General features: G+C 67.6%; 18 protein-coding genes and 1 pseudogene. 7 read left to right on the top strand and 12 right to left on the bottom strand.

The window, feature by feature from the left end; all coding sequences use genetic code 11:
* Nucleotides 1-144: 144 nt before the first annotated feature.
* Nucleotides 145-1,323, bottom strand: coding sequence for a carboxylate--amine ligase (locus tag MU553_RS17680; protein ID WP_247380017.1), 1,179 nt, complete (start codon nt 1,321-1,323; stop codon nt 145-147).
* 282 nt (nt 1,324-1,605) lie between these two features.
* Here MU553_RS17680 and MU553_RS17675 point away from each other — a divergent pair, with 282 nt between their 5' ends.
* Nucleotides 1,606-2,535, top strand: coding sequence for a branched-chain amino acid transaminase (locus MU553_RS17675; RefSeq protein WP_247380015.1), 930 nt, complete (start codon nt 1,606-1,608; stop codon nt 2,533-2,535).
* 16 nt (nt 2,536-2,551) lie between these two features.
* Here the strand turns inward: MU553_RS17675 and MU553_RS17670 are convergent, their stop codons facing one another.
* The 3 genes from MU553_RS17670 to MU553_RS17660 form a co-directional block, all read right to left on the bottom strand.
* Complete coding sequence (locus MU553_RS17670) at nt 2,552-2,833, bottom strand: VHS/ENTH/ANTH domain-containing protein (protein ID WP_247380013.1); 282 nt, start codon at nt 2,831-2,833, stop codon at nt 2,552-2,554.
* 191 nt (nt 2,834-3,024) lie between these two features.
* On the bottom strand, nt 3,025-3,705 hold the full coding sequence (locus tag MU553_RS17665) for a DUF502 domain-containing protein (protein ID WP_247380011.1): 681 nt from the start codon (nt 3,703-3,705) through the stop codon (nt 3,025-3,027).
* Nucleotides 3,706-3,738: 33 nt separating this feature from the next.
* A complete protein-coding gene (locus MU553_RS17660) occupies nt 3,739-4,572 on the bottom strand; it encodes a proline dehydrogenase family protein (RefSeq protein WP_247380009.1) in 834 nt (277 codons plus the stop codon).
* Nucleotides 4,573-4,666: 94 nt separating this feature from the next.
* Here MU553_RS17660 and MU553_RS17655 point away from each other — a divergent pair, with 94 nt between their 5' ends.
* Nucleotides 4,667-5,215 (top strand): CDP-2,3-bis-(O-geranylgeranyl)-sn-glycerol synthase, encoded by a 549-nt coding sequence (locus MU553_RS17655; protein WP_247380007.1) that lies wholly within the window; start codon nt 4,667-4,669, stop codon nt 5,213-5,215.
* On the opposite strand, the gene MU553_RS17650 is transcribed toward MU553_RS17655, so the two are convergent.
* A complete protein-coding gene (locus MU553_RS17650; RefSeq protein ID WP_247380005.1) occupies nt 5,216-6,982 on the bottom strand; it encodes a histidine kinase N-terminal 7TM domain-containing protein in 1,767 nt (588 codons plus the stop codon).
* Between the two features lie 112 nt (nt 6,983-7,094).
* Here MU553_RS17650 and hemC point away from each other — a divergent pair, with 112 nt between their 5' ends.
* From hemC to recJ, 4 genes are all read left to right on the top strand, one after another.
* Nucleotides 7,095-8,198 carry a hydroxymethylbilane synthase gene (gene hemC, locus MU553_RS17645; RefSeq protein WP_247380002.1) on the top strand — a complete coding sequence of 368 codons (1,104 nt, stop codon included), beginning with the start codon at nt 7,095-7,097 and terminating at the stop codon, nt 8,196-8,198.
* Between the two features lie 28 nt (nt 8,199-8,226).
* Nucleotides 8,227-9,015, top strand: coding sequence for a uroporphyrinogen-III C-methyltransferase (gene cobA / locus MU553_RS17640; RefSeq protein ID WP_247379999.1), 789 nt, complete (start codon nt 8,227-8,229; stop codon nt 9,013-9,015).
* Complete coding sequence (locus MU553_RS17635; RefSeq protein ID WP_247379996.1) at nt 9,012-9,749, top strand: uroporphyrinogen-III synthase; 738 nt, start codon at nt 9,012-9,014, stop codon at nt 9,747-9,749. The genes cobA and MU553_RS17635 overlap by 4 nt, the downstream gene beginning before the upstream one ends.
* Before the next feature lie 235 nt (nt 9,750-9,984).
* A complete protein-coding gene (gene recJ, locus MU553_RS17630) occupies nt 9,985-11,397 on the top strand; it encodes a RecJ family nuclease (RefSeq protein WP_247380120.1) in 1,413 nt (470 codons plus the stop codon).
* A gap of 171 nt (nt 11,398-11,568) precedes the next feature.
* On the opposite strand, the gene MU553_RS17625 is transcribed toward recJ, so the two are convergent.
* From MU553_RS17625 to MU553_RS17615, 3 genes are all read right to left on the bottom strand, one after another.
* The gene (locus MU553_RS17625) at nt 11,569-11,880 is read right to left on the bottom strand and encodes an AzlD family protein (protein WP_247379994.1); all 312 of its coding nucleotides are present in this window, start codon (nt 11,878-11,880) and stop codon (nt 11,569-11,571) included.
* Nucleotides 11,873-12,604 carry an AzlC family ABC transporter permease gene (locus MU553_RS17620; RefSeq protein WP_247379991.1) on the bottom strand — a complete coding sequence of 244 codons (732 nt, stop codon included), beginning with the start codon at nt 12,602-12,604 and terminating at the stop codon, nt 11,873-11,875. Before MU553_RS17620 ends, MU553_RS17625 begins: the two co-directional genes overlap by 8 nt.
* A gap of 125 nt (nt 12,605-12,729) precedes the next feature.
* Complete coding sequence (locus tag MU553_RS17615) at nt 12,730-13,080, bottom strand: winged helix-turn-helix domain-containing protein (RefSeq protein ID WP_247379989.1); 351 nt, start codon at nt 13,078-13,080, stop codon at nt 12,730-12,732.
* A 307-nt stretch (nt 13,081-13,387) separates the two neighbouring features.
* Between MU553_RS17615 and MU553_RS23885 the strand changes: the two are divergent.
* Nucleotides 13,388-14,136, top strand: a pseudogene (locus tag MU553_RS23885) (crotonase/enoyl-CoA hydratase family protein).
* Nucleotides 14,137-14,666: 530 nt separating this feature from the next.
* Here the strand turns inward: MU553_RS23885 and MU553_RS17600 are convergent.
* From MU553_RS17600 to MU553_RS17585, 4 genes are all read right to left on the bottom strand, one after another.
* Nucleotides 14,667-15,443, bottom strand: coding sequence for an SDR family NAD(P)-dependent oxidoreductase (locus MU553_RS17600; protein WP_247379982.1), 777 nt, complete (start codon nt 15,441-15,443; stop codon nt 14,667-14,669).
* Between the two features lie 38 nt (nt 15,444-15,481).
* The gene (locus MU553_RS17595) at nt 15,482-16,162 is read right to left on the bottom strand and encodes a helix-turn-helix domain-containing protein (protein ID WP_247379980.1); all 681 of its coding nucleotides are present in this window, start codon (nt 16,160-16,162) and stop codon (nt 15,482-15,484) included.
* Between the two features lie 52 nt (nt 16,163-16,214).
* The gene (locus tag MU553_RS17590) at nt 16,215-17,405 is read right to left on the bottom strand and encodes an MFS transporter (RefSeq protein ID WP_428222017.1); all 1,191 of its coding nucleotides are present in this window, start codon (nt 17,403-17,405) and stop codon (nt 16,215-16,217) included.
* A 186-nt stretch (nt 17,406-17,591) separates the two neighbouring features.
* Nucleotides 17,592-19,118 (bottom strand): phytoene desaturase family protein, encoded by a 1,527-nt coding sequence (locus tag MU553_RS17585; protein WP_247379976.1) that lies wholly within the window; start codon nt 19,116-19,118, stop codon nt 17,592-17,594.
* Nucleotides 19,119-19,156 lie beyond the last annotated feature (38 nt).

Here is a 19,156-nt window from a genome sequence, read left to right as displayed (position 1 = left end):
GGTACTCAGGAGCACCGGCGTCGTCGCTCGACACCAGCATTCTATATCGCGAAATACAGTTTATCGGCGCTGCAGCAGGAATCGGTGCATGCAGCAGAAAAGACAGCCCAGAACGGTCTCACGGCTGTTCTCGCCGTTTCGGTGTCACAGAGAGACGTTTCGGAGGCGCTGGATGAACGGAAGCGGATCGTCCAGCCGGAGGTAGTCGAACGCCGGCAACCGGTAGCTCGAGCCGAGAATCGACGCGAGCGTGCCGGCGAGCGACGGCCGTTCGACGTGCGGCGAGGAGTCCTGGACGATACTCAAGAGGTGGCCCAGTTCACCGACGAGGAAGTGGCTCCCCGCGCCGACCTCGTACTGGCAGTCGATGCGATCGGACTGGCCGGTCACCTGCAGCCAGTAGTAGTAGGGGAACTCCGCGCCGGCGTGGACGGCCGCGGGCAGGGACTGCCACAGCCGCGGGTTGACCTCCGCGAACTTGAACTCGCCCGTCTCGGCGTCGCGGAGATACTCGATACAGGCCAGACCGTGCCAGTTCAACTCGTCGAGGAGCGCTCGACTGACCGCGCGGAGTTCCGGGATGTCGACGGCTTTGCGGAAGACGCCGCCGCCGCCGGTGTAGGAGTCGCCGCGGATCTGGCGGTGCTGGAAGCTGGCGACCGGCTCGCCGTGGTCGCACAGCGCCCCGACCATGTACTCGTCGCTCGCGTGGACGTACTCCTGGACGATCGGATCGTGGCCCATCTCGTCGCGAACGGCGGCCGCGTCGATCGAGTCACCGGAACGGAGGTGGCGCACGTCTTTCACCACGTCGCAGTCTCGTTCCGTGTACTCCGGGAGGTAGGCGTCCGCGAGCACGTTGTATCGCGCCTTGACGATGGCGTCGTCCCCCAGGTCGTCGACCGCGGCGAGTGGGCGAGTCTCCGGCACGGGAACGTCGGCCGCAGCGGCGATCTCGGCCAGTCGGAGCCGGTCGTGGACAGTGCGGAGTCGCTCGAACGACGGCACGGCGAGCGACACGTACTGCTCGAACCGGGCGCGGTACTTCGAGAGGAGATAGGCGTCGTGCTGCCGGACGGGGAGGATAGTCCGCACGTCGGGGCGGGCCGCCACCCCGAGGAGCGCGTCGCGATAGGCGAGAAGGTCAGTGGTGGGCGCGGGAACAGTGACGGCCTCGTCGCAGTACCGGGACGCCGCCGCCGGATCGGCGTCGTGTTCCGAGACGACCACCGGCGAGAGGTCGTGACGGGCGAGCGACCGAACACAGGCGTACGCAGCCGCGTCGTTTCGCGACGGGACGACGACTCGCTCTCCGCGGGACATTCGCCACACAGTCTCACGAACGGCCCCTTTAGTATGAACTGCGTATCGCTATACAGAATCCGCTACCACGCGAGAGGAGCCACAGTCGTCCACCGGCGGTCCGCAGTCGCTCGGGCTCGAAAGCGTCCCTTACAGGGGCACGTTGGGACCGAAGTGCCACTATCGGCCGGCTACTGGCGATCCGGGACGGGGTTCCGCTGGCCAGTGCAAAGGGGAACGTTCGCGGGGTCGAGACCCGGGTACGGAAACTGTTAAGGCCGGATTGCGCCAACAGACCTTCATATGGGCTTCGACGAAATGGACGTCGATCTGATCTGGCAGGATGGAGAGTTCGTCGACTGGGAGGACGCGCAGGTCCACGTCCTCACACACGGACTCCACTACGGAACCGGCGTGTTCGAGGGGGTCCGGTGTTACGACACGGAGAACGGCCCGGCGATCTTCCGCTGGGAGGAACACCTCGAACGCTTCTACCAGTCGGGCAAACCGTACGACATCGAGATTCCGTTCGACCGCAAGGAACTCACGGAGGCGACGGAGGAACTCATCCGGCGACAGGACCTGGAGTCCTGTTACATCCGGCCGGTCGCCTTCTACGGCTACGACATGCTCGGACTCAACCCCGAGGAGTGTCCCGTCGAGGTGGCCATCGCCGTCTGGCCGTGGGGCGCGTACCTCGGCGAGGAAGCGCTCGAAGAGGGCGTCGACGTCGCCGTCTCCTCGTGGCGCAAGTACGCCTCCAGCCAGATCCCGACCAACTCCAAGACGACCGGGGCGTACGTCAACAGCGTCCTCGGGTCGCTGGAGGCGAAGGGCAACGGCTACACCGAAGCGATCTTCCTCAACAAGGAGGGCAACGTCGCGGAAGGGCCTGGCGAGAACATCTTCCTGGTGCGCGACGGCGAGATCTACACGCCCGGACTGGCCGAGTCGATCCTCGAAGGGATCACGCGCGACAGCGTCATCACGGTCGCCGAGGACCTCGGCTACACCGTCCACGACGGTGCGACCATCTCGCGCAGCGAGCTCTACACTGCCGACGAGCTGTTCTTCACCGGGACGGCCGCCGAGGTGACCCCGATCCGGAGCGTCGACGACAACGAGATCGGCGCAGGAACGAAGGGGCCGGTGACCGACGAGATTCAGGAGCGGTTCTTCGACGTCATCAACCGCCGCACCGACGACTACGAAGACTGGTTCCGCTACGTCTGATCGCGGAGTCCCAGCGTCACCGATTCTGGATGAGCCGCTCGACGGAGTCCATGATGCCGGTCTGTCCGAGCGCCCGGTCGAGCGTGTTGCTGAGCCGGGTTTGCTTGAAGTAGCTGCCAAAGGCGAGGAACGTCGGCGGCCAGAGCCCGACGAACAGTCCCATCTCCCGGTTCCCGCGGACGAAAAACTCGTACCAGGACAGCAACACCGATGCGACCGCCGCGACGATGTACGGGTCAGTGCTCGACCGCTGTGCGACTTCGACCGCCGCTTCTTCCTGTTGGGTTCGCGTCGCCATACACCGTTGCTAGCGCCAGGACGACCTTAGTTAGAAACCGCGTTGTTCGGCCGGCCCGAGGAGTGCTGTGACGCGGCGCGAGTAGGGCTATCGTATGTCGAATGTGACACTGTGAGCCGGGAGTCAGCGTCCGGGAGTGCTGGAGCGGCGAGCGGGGCGGCGAGCGGGGCAGTAAGCCCGGAGAAAAGGTGTCAGTCGTCGCCGTCGCGGGAGTTGGCGGACGCGTTCCCGTCGGCGCTCGTGGGAACGGATTCGTCGTCGGCCTCGCCGTCGACGTACTCCTCGGTGACGGCGATCGGGATGCCGTTGTCGCGGGACTCCCCGAAGCCGGCACTGAGAATGCGTGTCAGCGCGTCCTCGACGCCCTCGTCGGTTTCCTCGTAGCGGTCGGACTCGACTTCGATGACGTACCCGGTGGTGATGTTCGGGGAGGTCGGGAGAAAGAGGACGTCGCGGCCGTCCTGGGTCTTCTTGCCGGTCTTGAACGCGGTCATGCGGAGTCCGTCCCACACTTCGAGTTTGACCGGCGTCTGGAGTTCTTCCGTGCCGGAGACGGCGGTTTCGACGGCCATCTTCGAGGCGTTGTACACCACCCGGAGGCCCGGCAGGCGGTTCATCAGGTTGTCGATCACCTCCTCGAAAATGTCACCGAAGGCGGTCCGACTGAGATAGCCGATGGAGAGTACCAGCAGGAAGAACACGACGAGGGTCAGCGTGACCTTCAGCGGACCCTGCAGTATCGGGTCGTTGTTTTCGATGGGGACCGGTACCGCCGCGAGTTGGTTGTAGATGATCGCGACGATGTAGGCGGTCACGATCAGCGGGAGGAGCACGATCAACCCACTCGCGATGTCCCGTTTCCAGGTAGCCATTGAACTGGCAGGGGTTTCCCACTGCTCCCCCTACTAGTTGACGATTGCCCGAAGGGCGAACGTAAGGTTCGCCCTACGTTCCGCCACTCGGCGATAGAAGTACGATAGCCACTTCGACCCGTACGGTACGTACTGCCAGACGTCGTACGCGTCGGCGAGGTCGGTCTGGGCGTCCTCGCGCACGCCCATGAGCATCTGGATCTCGAAGGCCGTGCCGTGCTCGGCGTGGAGGTCTCTGGCCAGCTCGATCATCGCCGGGTCGTGACTGCCGACCGCGATCCCGGCATCGAACTCGCGGAACATGGTCGCCAGCCGGTCGCGGTACGCCTGGTCGACGCGCTCGCGGCCCTGGTAGGCGATGGCAGCGGGTTCGTCGTAGGCCCCCTTGACGAGGCGGACCTTCCCTGGCAACGGTGCCAGCCGCTCGACGTCTGCGGCCGTCCGTTCGAGGTTCGCCTGAACGCAGACGCCGACGCCACCGTCGTGTGCGCGCGTCTCGGCCTCGAAGGCGTCCAGGGTCGCGTCGGTCGTCGTGTGATCCTCCATGTCGAGCCAGACGAACACGTCCGCGGCCGCGGCCCGCTCCGTGATCCGTGCCAGGTTCTCCCGGAACGCCGCCTCGGAGACGTCCAGCCCGATCTGGGAGGGTTTGATCGAGACGCAGGCACGCAGGTCGGTCGCAGCGACGTCGTCGATCAGCCGGCAGTACGTGTCCGCGTCCGCGTCGGCCGGCGGGCGTTCGTCGTAGTGCTCGCCGAGGAGGTTCAGGATGGTGCCGACCGATCGCTCGTCCAGTCGGCGCGCGTGCTCCAGGGCGGTGGCCTCGTGCTCCCCGGCCACGAACCGACGCGCTATCGGCGGGATCATGGTGGCAAGTATTGCCCACCAGCTAATCAGTTTCCGGGTCGAACGGCCTGAACCACCGCGATTAAGGGTGCTGACAGCGAGTTACCAGGTAGCAATGGATATCGTGGCGGTGCTCGTGACGGCCTTCTGGGCGATGCTCCCAGCGTACGTGCCGAACAACGCGGCCGTGCTCACGGGCGGGGGACCACCGATCGACGGGGGACGAACGTGGAACGGGGAGCGCATCCTCGGAGACGGGAAGACCTGGCGCGGAACCGGCGGCGGCATCGCGGCCGGGGCGATCCTCGCGCTCCTGCTGAACGCCGTCCACCCGACGCTCCAGGACGTGCTCGCGGTTCAGTTGCCGGCGCCGTTCCCCCCAGCGGTGGTGCTGGCGCTCCCGACCGGCGCGTTGCTCGGTGACATCACCGCCTCGTTCCTGAAACGCCGGACCGGACGCGAACGCGGCGCGGCGTTCCCGGGACTCGATCAGCTCGATTTCGTCGTGATGGCGCTGGTCCTGACTGCCGTCGCCGATTGGGGCTGGTTCACCGCGACGTTCACGCCAGAAGTGCTGGCGACGGTGTTGCTCATCACGCCGCTGTTGCACGTCAGCACGAACGTCATCGCCTACAAGCTCTCGCTGAAGAGCGAACCCTGGTAGTCAGGCTTTCTCGAGGGTCAGCCGGACGACCGAGTCGTCGCCGTCGTCCTCGAAGGCCACGCTCCCGCCGGACCGCCGCGCGATCAGCACGACCAGCCACAGGCCGACGCCGCTGGAGTGGTGCAGCGGCGTTTCCTCTCCCTGGTCGAAGACGGAGAGTTCGCCCTCGGGAATCCCCGGGCCGTCGTCGCGCACCTCCACGGTGACCGTCTCCTCGTCACAGGACGCCGAGAGCCGGACTTCCGGGACCTCGTCGTCGTGGCCGCCTGACGGCGCTGAAGCCCGTGACTGGGCGGTCTCACAGCCGTGCTCGACGGCGTCCCCGGGAGCCTGCGAGCGGGGGCTCGTGGAGCCGTGCTCCACGGCGTTCTCGACGAGGTTCGCGAGCGCGACGGGGAGCGTGGGCAGAGCACGGACCCGGCAGTCGTCGACGGACGGCCGCTGTACCGTGAACGACGTCCCGCTCCTGCGGACCGTCTCGACCGCTTCGTCGATCGCGCTGTCGAGGTCGTGGACCACGCGCTCCCTGTCACCGGTCAGGACCCGCTCGATGGTCGCGGCTTTCTGGCTGCGGGTCGCGATGTCGTCGCTCTTGTCCCGGATCTGTCCCGCCAGGGCCGCCGGGTCGCCAGTCGTCTGCTGGGCGATCTCCTCGGCGTACCCCATGACGACGGCGACGTCGTTGCGGATGTTGTGTCGAAGGACGCGGCTGAGAACCTGCTTCAGCAGGTCCAGTTCCTGCTCGCGCTCTTTGAGTTCGGTGACGTCCCTGAGGACGACGACCCGGCCGTCGACGAGATCGCTGGCGGAACTGACGGGGGAGATCTGCAGATGGAAGTGGCGCGTCTCGCCGTCGTGCTCGAACTCGATGTCGGTGTCGACGTCGCTCGCTTCCCCGCACTCCGCAACGATGGCCGGGTAGTCCGCGAAGAACTCCCGGCCGGACGTGCCGATGGCCGCTCGCTCGGTGGTCCCGAACAGCGCGAGCGCGGCCTCGTTGACGTCGACGACTCGGTCGTCCTCGTCGATGGTAATGACGGCGTCCTGCATCTGAGCGAGCACCGTCTTCCGGGCGATCGGTAGGAGTTCCAGCAGCCGGTACCGGAACAGCGCCCACGCGAACAGGATCGTGGTGAGCAGGAACGCGAGCGGCGTCAGGTCCAGGTCCGGATACGGCGAGAAACCGGCCACGAAGAAAATGTTCGCGACGAACGGAATCACCGCGCCCGCGACGAGGATACCGGTCTGTGTCCGGCGAATCCCCTGGGCGTTGCGATAGTCGTCGACGAACAGCGCGAGGCCGGCGACGACGAGACAGTAGGAAAACAGCGTCTGGACGTAGAACCACGCCCCGAACTCGGCGTGGAACACCCCCAGTCGATCGACGTGCCACGAGGTGTACACGAACTCCGGTACGGCCCAGATGACGAACTGGCTGCAAAACGGAAAGACGAACAGCACGAGCCAGGGCGACCGAAGCGACAGCCGCCGCCGACGGACGTACTCCAGGGCGAGCAGGAACCAGGTGATCGTGACGACGTCGGTGAAGAAGTAGCGGAGGTTCACCGCCGCGAGCGTCACCTGCGTGCCGTCGGCGACGAGACTGTACCCGTAGGTACTGGACCAGCCGGCGATGCCCAAGACGAACACGGAGAACCACCGAGCGCCCGGCTTCTCACTGTTCTGCCAGGCGACGTACGTCATCAGCACGGCTGGGACGATGGTCAGCACGAGCGCCACCCCCAGCACGTCGACAGCCAGTACCATGGTGTTCGGTAGCAGACACGTTACAATTGTAGGAATAAAAAGGTATACCGCGGGAACGGGCGAGCGGCGGCGAACTGGTGGGCTTTTCACCACGGACGCCAGAGGGGGAGACATGAACTCTCGCGGCACGACGCTCCGGTTGGCCACCCGGGGCTCGGACCTCGCACTCCGGCAGGCGGCCACGGTCAAGTCGGCCCTCGAAGACCGCCGCCAGACGGTCGAACTCGTCGAGGTCGAGACGACCGGCGACCAGATTCAGGACGAACTCATCCATCGCCTGGGGAAGACGGGCGCGTTCGTTCGCAGCCTCGACGAGCAGGTGCTGGACGGCGACCTGGACGCCGCCGTCCACTCGATGAAAGACATGCCCACCGAACAGCCCGACGACCTCGTCGTCGCGGGCGTTCCGGAACGCGAGGCCGCCGAGGACGTGCTGGTGACCCCCGACGGCACGGATCTGGCCGACCTGCCCGAGGGCGCGACCGTCGGCACGTCGAGTCTCCGCCGCCAGGCCCAGTTGCTGGCCGAGCGGCCGGACCTCGACGTCCAGCCGCTCCGCGGGAACGTCGACACGCGCATCGAGAAGCTGCTCGCCCCCAGTCTCCAGGCCGAGCACGAACAGCGGCTCGACGACGAGGAGGGCGGCTTCGACAGCAGCGACGAGGAGCCCGTCGAGTTCGATCAGGAGTGGTTCGACAGCCTCGCGGAGATCGAACGACGGGCGATGGAGCGGGAGGTCGAGGTCGAGTACGACGCCATCGTCCTCGCGCGCGCCGGCCTGGAGCGGACCGGCTTGATTCACCACGTCGAGTTCCAGGCGCTCCCGCGGACGCAGTTCGTGCCCGCGCCCGGACAGGGCGCGCTGGCCGTGACTGCGCTGGACGGCGACACCGCCGAGATGATCCGAGGACGGCTCGACCACCCGCCGGCCCGGGTCGCCACCAGCGTCGAGCGGATCGTGCTCGACGAACTCGGCGGCGGCTGCGTCGCCCCGATCGGCGTCAACGCCGTCGTCCAGGGTGCCGTCGTCCACGTGAACGTCCGCGTCCTCAGCCGCGACGGGAGCGAGGAGGTCAGCGCCAGCCGGGACCTCCCGGTCGACCGCCATCCGACGGCGGCCCGCGACCTCGCCGTCGAGTTGCGCGAGCAGGGTGCGGCCGACCTCATCGAGCAGGCCCGCCGGAAAGAACCGGACGAAGCGAAACGGGAGGAATAATGGCCAGGGGGGAGAAGCGACGCCAATCATGACTGACGACGCCGACATCGCCGACGGGAAGGTCTACCTCGTGGGGAGCGGTCCCGGCGACCCTGACCTCCTGACGGTGAAGGCAAAGCGCATTCTCGAGGACGCAGACGTCGTCCTCCACGACAAACTCCCCGGCCCCGACATCCTTGGGATGATCCCCGAGGAGAAACGCGAGGACGTGGGCAAGCGCGCCCGCGGTGAGCGCACCTCCCAGCAGTACACGAACGAGCGGATGACGGACCTTGCCCACGAAGGCAAGACGGTAGCGCGGCTGAAAGGCGGCGATCCGTTCGTGTTCGGCCGCGGCGGCGAGGAGATGGTGTACCTGGCCAAACACGGCGTCCCGTTCGAGGTCGTGCCGGGCATCACGTCGGCCATCGCCGGCCCCGGCGTCGCGGGGATTCCGGTCACCCACCGGAACCACGCCTCGTCCGTGTCGTTCGTCACTGGCCACGAGGACCCCACGAAGGAGAAGTCGGCCGTCGACTGGGAGGCGCTGGCGGCCACCGGCGGCACCATCGTCGTGCTGATGGGCGTCGGGAAGCTCCCGGACTACACGCAGGCGCTGCGTGACGCCGGAATGGACCCCAAGACGCCGGTCGCGCTGGTCGAACGCGGGACCTGGACCGACCAGCAGGTGGTCACGGGGACCCTCGACACAATCGTCGAGGCGCGCGACGAGGCCGGCATCGAGCCGCCCGCCGTCACCGTCATCGGCGACGTCGCGGCCGAGCGCCAGAACGTGCTCGCTTTCCTCGAAAACGACCGAATGGAGGATCAGTCGTGACCCTCTCGGTCGCGCTCTTTCGCCCGGACGACGACCGACTGGCCGACGCCGTCGACCTCGTCGAATCGCTGGACGCGACGCCCGTTCCAGACCCGATGCTCGCGGTCGACCCCACCGGACGAATCGCCCGAACGGACGCCGACTACACGATCCTCACCAGCAAGACCGGTGCGGAGCTGGTCAGCGACGCCGGCTGGCAGCCCGCCGACACGACGCTGTGTGCCATCGGCGAAGGGACCGCGGACGCCCTCGAAGCTGAAGGGTACGGCGTCGACCTGATTCCCGAGGAGTTCACCTCTGCCGGCCTCGTTTCTGCCCTCGAAGGAAAGTGCGAGGGAGAGCGCGTCGAGGTCGCTCGCAGCGACCACGGGAGCGCCGTGCTGACCGACGGCCTGAACGACGCCGGTGCGTTCGTCCACGAGACGGTGCTGTACCGGCTCACGCGGCCGGAGGACGCCGGCGACTCAGCCGCGCGGGCCGCAGCGAACGACCTGAGCGTCGCGCTGTTTACGTCCTCGCTCACGGTCCGGAACTTCCTCGACGCCGCGGCCGAGCGGGGGGTTCGCGACGACGCCATCGCCGGCCTGAACGAGTCGGCGATCGTCGGCGCCATCGGCGAGCCGACCCGCGAGACCGCCGAAGGGCTCGGCATCGACGTGGACGTGGTCCCCGACCGCGCGGACTTCGAGGCGTTCGCCCGCGAGGCCATCGAGATCGCGTCGTCCCAGAAATAGAACCTCCGTCGGCACATTTTGCGGCGGTCAGCCGAACCCACGATCGCGTCGCTGCGTGCACGCTATCGCCGTGGCGCAGTCGAGTCCGTCTGTCGCGTCGGCGACAGTCGCCGCACGCTCGAACGTTATCCCCGGAGTGAAGCCCGTGAGCCGGCCGAACGGCAGATCTCGGCGTCTCGGAGACGGCGCGGGGCAACCAGAGGTTTAAACCAGAGACCGCGATAGCAAACGCATGATGGCCGGACCAGTGCCAGCCCTCGACGATCGCGCCGCGGCGTGTGCCGATCACCTCAGGGCAGCCGATTCCGTGTTGCTCGCCTCGCACATCGACGCAGACGGGTTGACCAGCGCCGCCATCGCGGCGACGGCGCTCGAACGCGCCGGAATTCCGTTCGAGGTCGTGTTCAAGAAACAGCTCGACCCGACCGAGATCGCGTCGATCGCCGCCCGCGAGTACGACACGGTCCTCTTTACGGACTTCGGGAGCGGCCAGCTCGACGCCATTAGCGAACACGAGGCCGCCGGCGACTTCATCCCCGTCATCGCCGACCACCACCAGCCGGCCGACGCGGACACGGCGTTCCACCTCAATCCCCTGCTAGAGGGTATCGACGGCGCCTCGGAGCTCTCCGGCGCGGGCGCGAGCTACGTCCTCGCTCGGGCACTCGAACCCGCGGACGCCGACAACCGCGATCTGGCGGCGCTGGCGATCGTCGGTGCCGTCGGCGACATGCAGGCAGTCGAGGGAGAACTGGTCGGCACGAACGAGAAGATCGTCGAGGAAGGCGTCGCGGCGGGCGTCGTCACAGAGGGGACGGACCTCTCGCTGTACGGGAAACAGACGCGGCCGCTCCCCAAACTCCTCGAGTACGCCAGCGAGATCGGGATTCCAGGCATCTCGAACGACGAGGCCGGGTCGATCAAGTTCCTCGACGGCCTCGGGCTCGACCTGAAGGACAACGGCGAGTGGCGGCGCTGGGTCGACCTAACCGACGACGAGCGCCAGACCGTCGCCAGTTCGCTGGTCCAGCGCGCGGTCAAGCGCGGCGTCCCGGCGGACAAGATCGACGGGCTGGTCGGGACGACCTACACCCTGACGGCCGAACCCGAGGGGACGGAACTCCGGGACGCAAGCGAGTTCTCGACCTTGCTGAACGCGACGGCCCGCTACGAGCGCGCGGACGTGGGCCTGGCAGTGTGTCTCGGCGACCGCGAGGCCGGGCTCGAGCGGGCGCGGCGACTCCTGCAGAACCACCGGCGGAACCTCTCGGAGGGGCTCGAATGGGTCAAAGAACAGGGCGTCACCCGCGAGGACAACCTCCAGTGGTTCGACGCCGGCGACGCCGTCCGGGAGACGATCGTGGGCATCGTGGCCGGGATGGCCGTCGGCGTGGACGGGGTCGACCCGGACGTGCCGATCATCGCCTTCGCTCGGAAGAACGACGAGGAGACGAAGGTATCGGCCCGCGGGACCGGCCGTCTGGTCGGGAAGGGACTGGACCTCTCGGTCGTGATGGGCGAGGCCAGTGCCGCGGTCGACGGCGGCGGTGGCGGCCACAACGTCGCCGCCGGCGCGACCATCCCCGCGGGTCGCGAGCAGGAGTTCATCGAGCACGCCGACGGCATCGTCGGCGAGCAACTCGGCTGAGACGCTGCTTCAGCGGGTCTGACGCAGTCCAGGCAGAAGCTTCGCCGCCCTCGATCGCCCCCATTTGATATAGCGGTATCGCGTTTAGCGCCGACGCGTCGGCGGACCGGGTCGAGACGCAAAAAAGAGCGGTAGCCGTCAGCAACTCGCCGAAATCGGACAGACGGCGGTTCAGAGCGGTGGCCCCCGCAGGAGGAGTAGCGCGCTGACACCGACGAGCAGGGCAGCCAGGACGTTCTCGGTGCGCCAGGCGACCAGGACGACCACGCCGGCCGCGAGCCACGTCGGTGGGCCGGCTGTTACGACCGACGGCGCGAGAATGGAGACGACGACCGCCCCTGGGAGCGCCTCTAACCCTGCCTCGGCCCGTGCCGAGAGGTCCACGCGCCCGAGCAGCCACAGCCCGCCGGCTTTCGTCAGGTACGTCACGCTGGCCATCGCGAGGATGACCCCCACGGTCACCGGGTCGAGAAGGTCACTCATACCGGACCACCACCACGAGCGCGCCCACGAGTCCGCCACAGAGGATGTACCAGCGGCCCGGGAGCACTCGATTCGTTGCCACCGCGACGGCGCCGGCAGCCACCCAGGGCGCCAGCGACGATCGGCCGTCCCAGAGTTCGACCGCGATCGTGAGGAAGACGGCCGTGAGGGCGAAGTCCAGGCCGTACCGCGCGGGGTCGTCGATCACGCTGCCGGCAGTCGCGCCGACGACGGTCGCGACCACCCAGAACGACCAGATGGCGAGGCCGCTCCCCAGGAGGAACGCGCCCTGGCGGCTGCCCGACTGCAGTTCACCCATGGTGAGCGCCCAGTTCTCGTCGGCCGTGAAGAACACGCTCCCGTAGGCCTGCCGGGGCGAGAGCGACTGGAACCACGGCCGCAGCGCGGCCCCCATCAGGACGTACCGGAGGTTCACGACCAGCGTCGTGACGACCACGGCCGCGACGGGCACCGGATCGGCCCACAGCTCCATCGCGACGAGCTGGGCCGCCCCGGCCAGGACCGTCGCACTCATCAGCGTCGCTTCGGCCACGCTGAGGCCGGCGTCGCGGGCCAACACCCCGAAGACGACGCCGTAGCCGGCGACGCCCAGCGCGACCGGTACGCACTGCAGGTAGCCGTCTCGGATGCCGGCCCACGAGAATCGGACCGACTGGTCGTCCCCCGCCGGGCGCTCCGACGGGTCGCGAACGTCCGTACTCACGACTGGTCACCTCGCGAGCGCCAGTCTCGGCACACAATCGACATCGAGACAGCTAGAGCGGTGCCAGACCTGTAAGTACTCGGAGAAGCAGATTTCTCCTTCGGCGCGGAAACGTCGGCCCCAGCTCAGTCAGGTCGATCGCCGAGCAGTTCGGGATCAGTCAGAACAGTCCGAACGATTCCACGGCCAGCCTCGGTCAGGGCGTACCCGTCCTCGCCCTGTTCGAGGAACTCACCGCGCAACTGGCGGACGTGATAGTTGAACTGGCCCTTGTCGTCGACGTCCGTGGCGTTCCGGAGCGTCGAGTACGCTACGGGCGTGTCTGCACGCGCGAGCGCGAGGAGGATTTCGAGACGGGTCGCGTCCGAGAGCGCCGCGAACGTCTCCGAGACCGGTTCGAGCGGTGCCGACTGCAGCGACTGCCCGGCGAGGGCGTCGGCAGGCGCTGACTCCCACGTCCAGTCGGGAATCGCCATACCAGCAGTTGCGCGTCACCGTGCAAAACAGTTCTGGACGCTGCGACGCTGGAGCTGGAGAGCGAACGCCCCGACCGGCCGAAATCGAACGCCAGCCGCCCACTCGAGCGCGGACTGGCAGAACAGAGTTAGGCAGCACGGCAGGATTCTGTATAGCGCCCAGCAGTTTACTGAGAACGGTGGCAGCTACGAGTCGACAGCCAGAATCGGCGGTCTCAGTGCGCTTTCGACGTCGTATCGAGAGACGAGGGGATCAACAGCGTCGAGCCAGGCACCGCCTATTCCGTGGTTGTTGTGAACGAAGCTCATGGTCGAATCCGACCGACGCGGGCCGGTAGCCGTCGTCACGGTCGACCGCCCGGACCGACGGAACGCGATCGACAGGGAGACGGCGCTCGCGCTCAGAAAGGCCTGGAAGCGCTTCGACGACGAAGAGGCCGCGGTCGCCGTCCTCACGGGCGCGAACGGTACCTTCTCGGCCGGGGCAGACCTGAAGGCGATGGATCTGACAGACGACCCCGAGGGTTACCACGGTTTTTCCCGGATGGAGGTCTCGAAACCCACCATCGCGGCGATCGAAGGCCACTGCGTGGCCGGCGGCATCGAGCTGGTGCTGTGGTGTGACCTCCGGGTGGCGAGCGAAACGGCCGAGTTCGGCTGTTTCGAGCCGCGGTTCGGCGTCCCGCTGGTCGACGGGGGCACCCAGCGCTCCCCCGGGTCGTGGGCCTCGGGCGTGCGCTGGAACTGATTTTGACCGGGCGCGCGCTGGACGCCGAGACCGCCGAGGAGTGGGGACTGGGCAACCGCGTCACCGAGGAGGGCGACGCTCTCGACGCAGCCGTCGAGATGGGGGAGCAGATCGCCTCGTTCCCGCAGGAGACCGTCCGAACCGACCGCGCCGCGGTGTACGACGGCCTCAGCGAACCGCTCGACCAGGGACTGAAGATCGAAGCCTGGCACGGCTCGCGGGCGCTCGACACCGCACGGGAGGGTGCAGATCGCTTCGCTGGCGGCGAGGGTCGCAGTGGCGAGGGCATCGAAGAGCGCGAATCGTAGGCTTCGGCCTTTCTTGCGGCCACAGACGGCAGTCAGGAGAGATCGGGGAGAATTAGCCAATGAATCGCATGTCGCGATATAGAATTGCATGGTCGGCGCGAGCGGAGGCACGGCGCTCGGGCGGGACCCCAAAGAGATCGAAGTCACGGGTCGCAGCCGCACCGTCGGAGCGGTCCCGCTCGGAGAGCACACCGACCCAAATCACGCCAGCGAGCAAAGGCTGCCGTGAGGCGATCTCGCGAGAGAAGCGCTGGCAACGGACGCTCGTCCGCTGCCGTTCGGTGTCGGAGATACGGATACGCGGCCAGTGGGAGGAGCACAGCGCCGTAGATGCCGGCGACGAGGACCGCGATCTGCAGCGGATGGCCGGCTGGGATCAGAATCAACCCGAGCGCGACGGCGATCCAGAGGGCGAGCCCTTGCAGTACAGCTCGTCGCCACTGCCGGCCACGCGCGGCAGGCGGTCTGCCCCGTGACTCGGCGGTGTCGTCCCGTCGGGAAGTGCAATCGAGCACCGGCGTCGCTCAGGATTAGACCTGCCCGGTCGGCCGGATCATGAGTTCGTTGACGCTCACGTGCTCGGGTTGGGTGGTCGCGTACACGATCGCACGAGCGATGTCCTCGGGGTCGAGCGATTCAGTGTACAGTTCACTGAGTTGTTCGAGAACCTGTTCGTCGGGGACGTGGCTCGCGAGTTCGGTATCGACCGCACCGGGTTCGATGATCGTCGTGCGGACGTTCTGGGTCGTGACCTCCTGTCGAAGGGCGTCGGTAAAGGCGTTGACGCCGAACTTCGTCGCGTTGTACCCGCTCGCGTTCGCCATGGTCTTGCGACCGGCGACCGAGGAGACGTTGACGATGTGACCGCCGTCCTGGTCCTGCATGATCGGCAGCACGGCGTGGGTGAGGTCCATCAGCCCGAGGAGGTTGACCTCGACCATCTGGCGGAGGTTCGAGCGGTCGGCGCGTTCGAGCGGTTCCAGCAGCATCACGCCGGCGTTGTTCACGAGAACGTCGATGCGACCGAACTCGTCGGTGACCGTCTCGACCAGCGAGTCGACGTCGTCCTCGTCGGTGACGTCGGTCGGGACGACGAGCGTCTCGCCGCCCGCTGACTCGATCCGGTCGGCGAGCGCTTCGAGTTCGTCGACGCGACGGGCCGCGAGGACCACAGTCGCGCCTTCTTCGGCGAGGGCTTCGGCGGTCGCCTCCCCGATCCCGGAAGACGCGCCGGTCACGATCGCGACCGAGTCGGCGAGTGGTGCTGCGTTCCGCTCGTCGCTCGTCGAATCAGCTGTCTCTGACATCACTCGTCAGTACTGGCGTCGAAGAGGAGAGTTGCATGCTAGCCTGTAAGCGTGTTTAAGTAGGGCTCCGGACCGAGGGTCTGGCTGATGAGTTGGTGTTCGGCGCGCCGGAGGAGGTCGGACGCGGACGCAGCGGAGATGCCGAGTTCGTCGGCGAGGTCCTCGGTCGACGTGCGCCGCGGTGAGTCGTAGTAGCCGCTCGAAAGCGCGAGCGAGAGCGCCGTGTACTGCCGGTCAGTGAGTCCGAACTGGGCACGTTCGTCGGGGTTGTCGGGGTCCGAGGCGATGTTCAGTAACTCCAGTGGCAGGTCGTTGACGGCGCACCGCTCGCGGAACATGTTGAACGCGTCGTAGTCGGCGAACACCTTCCGCTCTCGCCAGCCGTCGCCGGTGACCGTCGCGTCCATGAGCGCGCCCTCGAACTGCTCCGGGTCGCAGGCGTCGAACGGTAACGCGTCGCTATCGACGAACACCTGGTAGAACCAGCCGTCTCCTGTTTTCCCGATGGTCGTCGAATCGCAGACCTCGGGTTGGCCGTGGAGTTCGCGGTCGAACGCCGCACGCGACCCGTCGGCGACGCTCACCATGAACAGGTCCCGATCGTCGTCGTCGAGCGGCACCGAGTGCGAGAGCGAGATTTCCCCGCTCGGAAGCGACCGCGCGAGGTCGGCGAGCGGCAGCGTCCGATCTGCGAGCAGGATCTCTGCGACGATAGCCATACGTGGCTGTCGGCGTCGAGACACATAACGTCCGTGCGGTCGAAGCGCCTCGTCACGTCCGCAGCCGAACTGCCAGGAGCAAGACCGCCGCGAAGAGCGTCGTGCCTGCGAGCAGGGCCCACCCGACGCTGTACCCGCTCGTCTCGACGAGCAGGCCGAACAGCGGCGGCGCGAGCAGGCCGCCGACGTTGATCGCGGTTTGCCCGCCGGCGGTCGCTCCGCCGATGTCGTCGGCGTCGACGAGCGCGGAGAGACACGAATAGAAGACGCCGGTCGCACCGTGGACCGAGAGGCCCAGTCCCGCGAAGAGCACGACGGCGACCGGCAGGGACCAGGCGCGCGTGGCGATGAGGGCAAAGAGGACGGCCCCGAGCGCCATCTGGCCGAGCGCGACGGTGGCCGCCCCCGTCGCCCCGCCGAGTCGATCGGCGAGGTTGCCGGCGCCGATCCGGCCGACGCTGCCCGTGACCTGGGTCACCGCGAGCACGAGCCCGCCCGCAGCGGCGCTCGCACCGACGACGTCGTCGACGTAGAGGACGGTGTAGCCAAGCATCGAGAAGATCGAGGCACCGATGAACAGGCCGGCGGCGACGAGCAGGACGTAGGCCCGGTTGGCGCGGAGGCCCGAGAGGTCCGGCAGCGAGAACTCGCCGCTCCCGCGCGAGCCCTCGTAGAGCGTCGCGAAGACGAGCGCGTAGCCACCGGCCAGCAGCGCGATGACCCAGAAGCCGAACTGCCAGGCGGCGACGGCGGCGATCCCAGTCACGAGGAGCGAGGCCGCACCGCTGCCGGCGGTGACGCCGACCTGTTTCAGCCCCATGGCGAGGCCCTGGCGTCCGGCGGGCGAGCTGGCGACGATCGCGCGGTTCGAGGCCGGCATCGCCGTCGAGTACGCCGCCCCGAGGATCGCGCCGGCGCCGAGCAGCGTGAGGAACGTGGGCGCCAGCGACACGCCGACGGCCGCGACGGCGAGGCTAGCGAGCCCGACGGTCATCAGTCGTTTCTCGCCGAGGCCGTCGACGGCCGCGCCGCTCGGAAAGAGCATGAGCGTGTACCCGAGCATGGCCGCCGTGAGGAAGACGCCGACGAGCGATTCGGACAGGGAAAACGCGTCGCGCAGGAACCCGGTCGCGGCGAAGATCGTGTAGTAACAGAGGCTCGCAGTCGTCTGCCAGCCCGCGACCGTCGCAACCGACCGCCAGCTCCGCGACCCGTTCACCGACTGCGACTCGGTTGCCATCATCGAACCTCACCGACTGCCGACGGTAAACGTATCGTGTTCGATCAGCCAATCGCAACCAGATATTTCGAACGCCGTGTGACAGATAGTCTATCAGCTAGAGAGCGTTCTATCGGCCGGCGATAATTCGGTCAGAGAGGAGTCGGCGAGCGAGCCGACGGACTCGCGGTCGCTGGGGGGCACGGCGACTCAGTCGGCGGCCGCTGGTTCAGCACGGGAGTCGCGCTGCAGGACGTTCGAGGCGGCACCGTACCCGCTCAGGATCGCGCCGGAGAACCCGCCGCCGGGGAACGACCAGGCGGACGCGAAGTACAGGTCCGACACCGGTGCGCGAATCTGCCGATTCAGCAGGGACTGCGACGGCGTCTGGGCGAACCCGTACACCGCACCGCCGGGGTTGCGCGTGTACCGGTGCATCGTCTTCGGGGTCGCGAGTTCGGCGTGGGCGACCGCGTCGGCGGCGCCCGGAATCTGCTCGTCCAGTCGGCGCAGGAGGACGTCTTTCACGTGGGCTTTCTTCTGGCGGTACTCCTCGTCGGTGAGGCCAGCCCAGTTGTCCCACTCATCGAGCGTCGCCACCGTCCCGGTGCTCTGGCCCTCCGGCGCGAGGTCGGCGGCCACCTGGCTGTAGTCGACGAAGGCGAAACTCCGCCGGCCGAACGAGGCGTGCGAGTTCGTCGCGGTCTCGCTGAGCGCGTCGACGCTCTCGTCGACGACGAACGTCGAGTAGTGGTCGTTCCCCAGTTCGCACAGCGGCGTCTCGAAGGCGAGGTACAGCGTCGTCAGCGACGGTCCCCGCTCGAAGTCGCCGATCTCCGCGTGGAGGTCCGCGCCGTGCGGGTCGGGCAGCAGGTGCTCGGCGACGTTCGGAATGGCACCGTTGGCCACGACTGTCCGTGCCCGATCGGTCCGCGCGTCCGTGCCGGTGTTCGTCTTCTCGTGACGGACGCCCGTCGCGCGGCCGTCCTCGACGAGGATGTCCGTCACGAGTCGCCCGAGTTCGACGCTCCCGCCGGCGTCCTCGACGACCGACGCGAGGTGGTCCGAGAGTGCCTGCGAGCCACCTTTGACGTAGTGCCCCCCGCCCGCCAGGTAACTCCCCTGCCCCGCGGCGAAGAACGGGAGCGCCAGCGTGTACGGGTCGTCGTTGTAGTACGCGTAGTTGAAGCTCAACAGGAGTTTGAGCCGCTCGTCGTCGACCAGCGAGTCGAGGAACTCCCCGAGGGTCGTCTTCCGGTAGCGCAGCAGCGTCGGACTGGTGAACGGCGCCGTCAGCAGCGTCCGCAGCGACCCGCCCGACATCGGGAACTCCGAGATCTCCTCGCGGATGCGACAGACCACGTCGAAAAAGCGCTCGATGCCCGCCGCCTCCTCGGGGAACGCCTCGACCAGCGCGGCTTCCATCGCCTCGCGCCCGTGGGGCAGCGTCACGTCGCCGTCGCCGTGTCGCACCCGGTAGTTCGGCACCGGTTCGAACTCCACCGCGTCGAACACGCCCAGTTCCGCGAACACCTCGCGTTTCGCGTCGCCCTCGTCGAGCCCGTCGATCTCGTGGAGACTGACCTCGAACTCGCACTCGCCGCGCTGGAACGTCGTCGCGTACCCGCCAGGGATCGTGTGTTTCTCCAGGACGAGCACGTCCTGGCCCGCCGTCGCGAGTTTCGCCCCCGCGGTCAAGCCCCCGAGGCCCGCGCCGACGACGATCGTATCGTGCATACCTCCCGTTGGGACGGCAGCACTAAGTAAGTACACAC

Source organism: Halorientalis brevis, from assembly GCF_023077655.1.
The sequence above is the reverse complement of the archived record's forward strand: the minus strand, read 5'-3'. Positions and strand labels throughout refer to the sequence as shown.